Raw genomic sequence first — 2,711 nt, forward strand, 5'->3', positions numbered from 1 at the left:
CGCGCTGCCCACGCCGCGATCACGTTGGCGGCGTAACGCGCATCGGCCGCCCGCGTGAGCAGGTGGTCCGCGCCATCGAGCGCAACGAAAGACTTGGGGTGCAGCGCCGCCTCGAAGAGATGGCGCGCGTTGTCGATCTTCACCGCGGTGTCGCCGGGGGCGTGCAGCACCAGCAGCGGGCGACGCAGAGCGCGGATGCGTGCGACCTGCGGCTGGCCGCTCACGTCGTCGATGAACGAACGGCGGATGGTGAATTCGCGCCCGGCGAGCTTGACCAGGGCCTGTCCTTCCCTTTCGATCACCGACAGGTCGCTGCCAAATTGATGCGTCACATGTGCCGGGTCGCAAGGCGCGCCGACCGTGGCCACGGCCAGCGCATCGGCGATACGCTCAGCAGCGGCGAGCACCGCTGTGCCGCCGAGCGAGTGGCCGACAAGCAGTGCGGGCGGGCCGTGATGCACGCGCAGCCAATCTGCCGCGGCCACCAGGTCATCGACGTTGGAACTGAAGTGCGTGTTGCTGAAGTCGCCGCCGCTGCCGCCCAAGCCGGTGAAATCGAAACGCAGTACGCCGAAGCCTGCATCTGCCAGGGCACGCGCGATATAGGCCGCCGCCTTTGTGTCTTTGGAGCAGGTGAAGCAGTGGGCAAACAACGCCCAGGCTCGCGGCATGTCGTCGGGCGTGTCGAGACGGCCGGCGAGCGCGTGGCCTTGGCTACCGGGGAAATCGACGCGGGTACTGGGCATGGTGTGGCCTCCTGTGACTCGTTTGAATGAATCGCACAGGGTAGCCGTTCATGACGCCGAAGATCCGCGCTGGGCCGCAGACTCAGGTGTTGCAGCAGCAAGCGTGGTCGCGGTGTTCGCCTCCCCGCTCCGTGGCCGACCAACTACTTTGTCTATTTGCGCGTCTGCACATGCGCACATGCCGGCGGCGCACTGACCTTGGCCGGCCTTCACCGGCGCCTGAGCTAAGCGGAACCCAGGAGACTTAGGGCCTGCGCTACCGGCCGGTGCGCCCCAGTCGATGCGCCCGGCCACCCTGCAGGCGGTCCAGCAGATCCTGCAGACCCGCTGCGCTTGCTCCGAGGACCTTCTCACCACGCCGACAGGCGGCTTCATGGCGGGCCAACGAAATCACACTCCAGGCCACGAGCAGCCGTTGGTTGGCGCCGGACTGGCGGCAGCTTCGTGCCCGAAGCGGGCATCCAAGGTGCTGAGCTCGAATTCGACAAGTTCAGCGTGGGCGGCCGGTGAACTTGCTGGCGGCTTAATGAACCCGCAGCACCTCAAACTGCTGTCGGACTGGAGCGACCTGTATCGACACCACATCACCCTCGCATTTACCCAGCATAGCCCTGCCCAACGGGGCTTTGCTGCTGATGACCTGAACGAGCTGAGCGCCGCTGACCAACTTCATGCTGCCCCCATCCGGGCCGAGAAAGAGCTGTTGCTGCTGGTCGGCGGAATCGACCAGGCAGACCAGCGCGCCGAGCTGTATCCCTTGGCTGGCGTCGTAGGGGCGCGGGCGGAATTGGCACCAATTGGCCATCGCCCGGCGGATGGCATCGGCGCGACGAGCTTGGCCGGTGGCCAGGTAGGCAGCTTCAAGACCCAATGTGTCGTATTTGTTTTCCGCGACGCTCTCTTCGTGAGTCGCCGTTTCATGGGCTGCCCGAGCTGCCTGTTCGGCTTGCAGCAGGTCTTCGGCGAGCCGTTCGAGCACCTGCTGCTGAAGCAAGAATTTATCCATGATGAAACGTGAGGCATCTCGAACAAGCGGGGTCACACATCTTGATTATGAAGGGCTCCACCAGCTGTCGACGCTTCTGTTGGCTGCAGGTTAATTTCAGCTATGACCTGAATGCTGCCGGCGCTTCCGTACCTGGCCAGGTCTCCGAGTGTCAGGTGACCGGTGGACAGCTGCGGCTGGGCGACCCGGATCGACCGGCGCCGACCACTGCAAAGCGGTCTCCATCCAGAATAGCCGGCGGCGCTCAAGTACGCTCTCCCGTTCCGGGATCGCTCACCCCTACCAATGCCTTCTTCCATGACCTCTCTCACCTGCGTGGCCACCGAGGTCATCACGACCCACCAGAAGCCTGTGGGCTATGCCTACCGCACCGCCCCCGCGACGCCCACAGACAGTGGCTGGCGCTTTCTCAGCGGCAGCGAAAGCGAGAAGTACATGAACCAGCCCACGCACTACGTCACCTGCGTGTTGGCCGACTTCACACTTGAGCATCCCGACGTCGCGCCCCTGCTGGATCACCCTGCTGGCTCGGCCTTTGAGCGCGCCGATGCAAGTGAGGCATTCGAGGCGGTGCCGCTGGAATAGACGCGCTGCAAATCCGTGAGGCCGTGGCGGCAACGCCCGATGCGAAGCCAGGCGGTTGTTCGCTGGTGTTCGTCTCTCCCTTCGGCCGAGTCTGCAGGAGTCGCTTCTTTGGCCTCTCTGAAATTTCGAGTGGGCAATGACCGCCGAATTTCCGTTCGGGCTGAGCCTGTCGAAGCCTTGCTCGCAGGGTGGCTTCGCTCACCAACCCTTCGACGCACGGGCCTTCGGCAGGCTCAGTCCCTGCTCAGGGCGAACGGAAACGGGGGGCGCTGCATCCATTCGAAATTCAACAGAGCCAAAAGAACTCATGGGCGAATGCGGGTAGCGGGGCCGCGCCAGCTCAGTGAGGCTCGCCCCAGCGGTCAGTGCGTCAC

The 2,711-nt window shown here is 64.4% G+C and carries 3 protein-coding genes; 1 reads left to right on the plus strand and 2 read right to left on the minus strand.

Translation table 11 applies throughout. The annotated features are described in order from the left end of the window. Positions 1 to 746 (minus strand): alpha/beta hydrolase family protein (locus AC30QB_RS04155; protein WP_489544928.1); only part of this gene is annotated, 746 nt, incomplete at its 3' end. 523 nt (positions 747 to 1,269) lie between these two features. Continuing rightward, positions 1,270 to 1,752 (minus strand): GreA/GreB family elongation factor, encoded by a 483-nt coding sequence (locus tag AC30QB_RS04160; RefSeq protein ID WP_489544929.1) that lies wholly within the window; start codon positions 1,750 to 1,752, stop codon positions 1,270 to 1,272. 297 nt (positions 1,753 to 2,049) lie between these two features. Between AC30QB_RS04160 and AC30QB_RS04165 the strand changes: the two genes are divergently transcribed. Further along, positions 2,050 to 2,337 (plus strand): immunity protein Imm33 domain-containing protein, encoded by a 288-nt coding sequence (locus AC30QB_RS04165; RefSeq protein ID WP_489544930.1) that lies wholly within the window; start codon positions 2,050 to 2,052, stop codon positions 2,335 to 2,337. Positions 2,338 to 2,711 lie beyond the last annotated feature (374 nt).

This window comes from Rhizobacter sp. (genome assembly GCF_046595475.1).
In the GTDB taxonomy this organism is placed as follows: Bacteria; Pseudomonadota; Gammaproteobacteria; order Burkholderiales; family Burkholderiaceae_C; genus Rhizobacter.